Origin of the sequence: Chitinophaga sp. (assembly GCF_036566945.1) — a bacterium.
GTDB lineage: Bacteria > Bacteroidota > Bacteroidia > Chitinophagales > Chitinophagaceae > Chitinophaga.
In genome coordinates this window covers 1-4,758 of record NZ_DATCVJ010000663.1, presented here as the reverse complement: position 1 = coordinate 4,758, position 4,758 = coordinate 1, and the positions used below count along the sequence as shown (strand labels likewise).

Sequence of the window (4,758 nt, the reverse complement as noted above, 5' to 3'; positions counted from 1 at the left end):
GGAAATAATATTTTTGTTACATGTTAATTGAATGATACGTTCAGGTAACATGGTAAACGGATAAAGTAAAAACCATTTTTTCCTCTCTCATATCCCCTGAAAGAAACCGCAAGGGTTAATTACCTTATAATTATTGACCAGATCCCATTTAAAGCCTTCAGGTGTAGTTGATGCACTGTACGCATACTACCCAAATAACAGTTTTAACATTGTTTAGAAAAGAAGGTAAATGAAAAAGAAAATTTTAATAATAGACGACAGTACGCCCATGCGTTATTTGCTGGAAGCGGTTTTAGGGAGAGAATATTCTGTGGTTTCTGCACCGGACGGTCTGGCTGCTATGACCTGGCTCCTCAAAGGGAATAAAGCGGATCTTATTATTACGGATCTTCAGATGCCAAACATAGACGGTTGGGAATTACTGGACTACTTATCAGGTAGTTATTTGTACCAGGATGTTCCGGTAATTGTGCTATCAGGTTTTTTTGCTGAGAAGATGAATGAGCTACCCGAAAGGTACAACAGTGTAAGACACGTAGTCCAGAAACCTTTTGATCCTATGCAATTATTGAATAAGGTAGGTTTTATACTGAATGAGCAACTGACTATTTCTGCTGTATAGCAAAGGTTGTTATATCGAATTAACCAATACACTACTAATAAGCGACATATGAATACCTTTACACCGAACTTGCTGCAAGTAGAGAGCATCAGAGGAGTAGGCAAAGAAGCCTTTCACGCTGATGATACTGACACTGAAAGCATTATACTTTTTGTTGGTCACCCCCATAAAGATATGCTTACCGACAACGACCAGTTCAGATGTATTATGGCATCTAATGTGGAGGATGCAAGAAAAGTAATGTATCAACTGCAGTTTGTTTTCAAAAAAATGCCGGCTGCCATTATCTACCGGTTTGAGAGTGCTTATGAAGCTGCCCTCCCCGAATGGGAATCTTTTTTTGCTACTCACCAGTTCCTCAATTCCATTCCTTTTTTCATTTATGCAGACAAAGGTTTTGAGGAGCTAAAATCGTTGGTAGGCAAATACCGCTTTATTGATGACGTGATCACACTGAATGCCTGGCACATGCTGAGCAGTAAAGTGGCTATTGTAAGCAAGTTTAAGCGCATGCGTGCTTTTCCTGCCTACAAAAAGATCTCCATCAACAAAAAACTGTACACCCGCAGGTTCTACAGCAATTTCATGAAACGCTCGCTGGACGTGATGCTGGCAAGTACCGGTTTATTGGTGTTGAGCCCGGTGATGTTGCTGATCGCTATCCTGATCAGGGCGGAATCCAAAGGCCCCATCTTTTATGCTGCGAAACGCGCAGGCCGCAATTACCGGGTGTTTAAGTTTTATAAATTCCGGACAATGATCCCGGATGCAGACAGGCAGCTTGATAAGATTAAACATCTTAACCAATATGATGGTAACAACGCCGGACCAATGTTCATTAAGGTATCCAACGATCCCCGTGTTACCAAACTGGGTGGCTTCCTGCGGAATAGCAGCCTGGATGAAGTACCACAATTACTAAATGTACTCAAAGGCGACATGTCGCTGGTGGGTAACCGTCCTTTACCATTATATGAAGCGACTACCCTGACTACCGATGACTGGGTGGAAAGATTCCTCGCTCCTGCAGGTATTACCGGTTTGTGGCAGGTAAGCAAAAGAGGTAAAAAAGAAATGTCCGTGAAAGAACGGATAGACCTGGATATTAACTATGCGCATAAGCGCTCTTTCAGATATGATATGTGGCTCATCGTGAATACGCCACTGGCACTTGTGCAAAAAGATAATGTATAATGATAGCAATTATAGAAATAGTACTGTTTGTTTACCTGGCCGGATGCGTATTCTACAATCTTTTGTTAGCCATAGCTGGCCGTTTAAGCCGGAAAAAAGAGATATTATACGAAGACACCAATATTTACGCGAAAATAGCAATACTCATCCCTGCTTATAAGGAGGACAGTATTATTTTGTCTACCGTAGCCAGTTATAACCGGTTGAAATATCCGGTAGACCGATATGAAGTGGTAGTGATCGCTGACTCCCTGCAGCCCAGAACCCTGGAGGAATTGGCTGCTACCGGCGTTAGCCTGGTACCCGTTAAATTCGAGAAGAGCACAAAAGCGAAGTCCCTGAATGCAGCATTTGACTATTTAGGGGATGACTACGACCTGGCACTGATCTGTGATGCGGATAATATGTTGGAAGAAGATTTTCTTTTAAAAATTAATCATGCCTTTCAACAGGGAAATCCGGTGATACAAGCACAAAGAGTAGCGAAGAATCTCAATACACCTTTTGCCATCCTGGATGCTGCCAACGAGATTATCGCCAATTTCCTTTACCGGAAGGGCGCCAATGCGTTGGGATTGTCTTCTTCTGTGATTGGTTCGGGTATGGCTTTCCACTACCCGCTGATAAAAGAGATTTTGCTGGAAATTCAGGCCACTGGCGGATTTGATAAAGTGTTGCAGTTATTGGTGATATCTAAAGGACACACCATTCTGTACCTGGAAGACGCCTATATTTTTGATGAAAAGATTACACATGCCGCCGTATTTGAAAACCAGCGCAAACGCTGGATGTCAAGTCAGCTGGTGTACCTGCGCACTTTCTGGAAGAAGGGATGGTCAGAATTATTCAAAGGCAACATCAATTATTTTAACCTGGCAGTATGCCAGAATGCACTATTGCCGCGTATGTTATTGATGGCTGCTTTAACAGCACTTACCGTGTTATGTTTTTTATTGCAGTCATTTTTAATAATACCAGTGGCCTTTTGGCTGGTGCTGTTTGTATTGAACATGCTCTCCCTTTTATTACCGATTCCGGGAAAGTTTTTCAGCAAGTATCTTTTGACAGCTATGTTTACTTTACCCCGCGCGATCGGTATTATGATATTACTGCTGTTTCGCTTAAAGGGTGCAGACAAAACATTTATTCATACTACGCATACTCAAACCGGGATCGATAATCCATTACTAGATGCAGCCAGAAAATAATACATATTATCCACTGGTATCTATTATAACCGTTAATTATAATAATGCCAGCGTAACCGCAGAGTTAATGAGGTCACTCCGGTATAACTCTTACCCCCGTCTGGAAGTAATAGTGGTGGACAACGCCTCTACGGAGAACCCAATGACGGCGGTACATAAAGAATATCCTGCTGCAAAGGTGATTTTGAGTGATAAGAACCTGGGCTTTGCCGGAGGAAACAATCTTGGTATAAGAGCCGCTACCGGAGAATACTTATTCCTGGTAAATAATGATACGGAGTTTACAGAAGGGCTGATAGAAGGTTTGCTGGAAGTATTCAGCAAACACCCGGACGCAGGCGTGGTAAGCCCCAAGTTTCATTATTTCTTTCATAAAGGAACCATTGAATACGCAGGATATAAAGCCGTAGATGCCCTCACCGGCAGGAATAGTATGATTGGCTGTAAAGAGCAGGATAATGGTCAGTACGACGCTTTTTCCGAAACGCATTATGCACACGGAGGCGCCATGATGGTACCTGCGGAGGCCGTGAGAAAAGTAGGACTCATGCCGGAAATCTATTTCCTCTATTATGAAGAATTCGATTGGTGCGAGCAGTTCAAACGACAAGGATATAAAATCTACTATCAGTATAAATCATTGATCTATCATAAAGAGTCGATGACAACGGGGAAGAATAGCCCGCTGAAGACTTACTACATTACTCGGAACAGGATACTGTTCATGCGCAGGAACGTAGAACTTCCTGCCAGGTTGGTTTTTGCGCTATATTTTATTTTCCTTACGATACCAAAGAATACAGCGCAGTTTTTATTAAAGAAAGAATCTGTTCATTTGAAGGCATTCTGGAATGGAATTTTTTGGAATCTTAAACGCCCTAAACCGGATAACATATGTGTGGCATAGCAGGGTTTATTGATTTTACCCAAAAATCAGACGCAGATACACTGCGAAAAATGACGGATGTGATGGCACACCGTGGGCCAAACGATGCCGGCTATGAAGTATATGAAGATCCCCGTGCATCGATAGGACTGGGACAGCGTCGCCTGTCTATTCTGGATCTTTCCAGCTCAGGACATCAGCCCATGCATTTTCAGCAATACTCCATTATTTTCAATGGTGAAATATATAACTTCAAAGAAATACGGACCGAACTGGAAAAACTGGGTTACAGTTTTCATTCCGGCGCCGATACAGAAGTATTGATAAAAGGGTATGCCCAATGGAAAGAAAAGGTGCTGGATAAATGCATAGGCATGTTTGCCTTCGTTATCTATGACCGGGAATCCCGTGAGGTGACGCTTTTCCGTGACCGGGCAGGTGTGAAGCCTTTATATTACTATTGGCATAACCAAACCTTGCTTTTTGCTTCTGAGTTGAAAGGCCTTTGCGAACATCCTTCTTTCAAAAGAGAAATTGATGAGAAAAGTCTCTCCCTGTTCTTACAGTTCAGTTATATTCCTGCTCCCTATACTATTTACAAAAATACGCATAAGCTAAAGCCGGGTCATACACTGAAAGTAACACTGAAAGACGCCGGCGTAAAGGCGCATGAGTACTGGAATGTACTGGATGCCTATCGTCAGCCGCTTACGGGCTTAAACCACTCCGATGTGATCAGGCATACAGAAGAACTGATGCACAGTGCCTATAACTATCGTATGGTATCTGATGTGCCGGTGGGTGTGTTTTTGAGCGGAGGTTATGACAGTGCAAGTGTGGCCGCTATT

General features: G+C 42.6%; 5 protein-coding genes. All 5 read left to right on the top strand.

From position 1 onward, the window contains the following. The first annotated feature begins 229 nt into the window (after nt 1-229). Nucleotides 230-622, top strand: coding sequence for a response regulator (locus VIP81_RS20220; RefSeq protein WP_331965362.1), 393 nt, complete (start codon nt 230-232; stop codon nt 620-622). A 48-nt stretch (nt 623-670) separates the two neighbouring features. Next, a complete protein-coding gene (locus tag VIP81_RS20215) occupies nt 671-1,816 on the top strand; it encodes a sugar transferase (protein WP_331965359.1) in 1,146 nt (381 codons plus the stop codon). After that, entirely contained in the window at nt 1,816-3,024 is a 1,209-nt protein-coding gene (locus tag VIP81_RS20210; protein ID WP_331965356.1) for a glycosyltransferase, read from the top strand. Before VIP81_RS20215 ends, VIP81_RS20210 begins: the two co-directional genes overlap by 1 nt. Beyond that, nucleotides 3,008-3,931, top strand: coding sequence for a glycosyltransferase family 2 protein (locus VIP81_RS20205; protein ID WP_331965353.1), 924 nt, complete (start codon nt 3,008-3,010; stop codon nt 3,929-3,931). The genes VIP81_RS20210 and VIP81_RS20205 overlap by 17 nt, the downstream gene beginning before the upstream one ends. After that, the coding region (gene asnB, locus VIP81_RS20200; protein WP_331965350.1) for an asparagine synthase (glutamine-hydrolyzing) at nt 3,919-4,758 on the top strand (840 nt) is incomplete at its 3' end. The genes VIP81_RS20205 and asnB, both read left to right, overlap by 13 nt.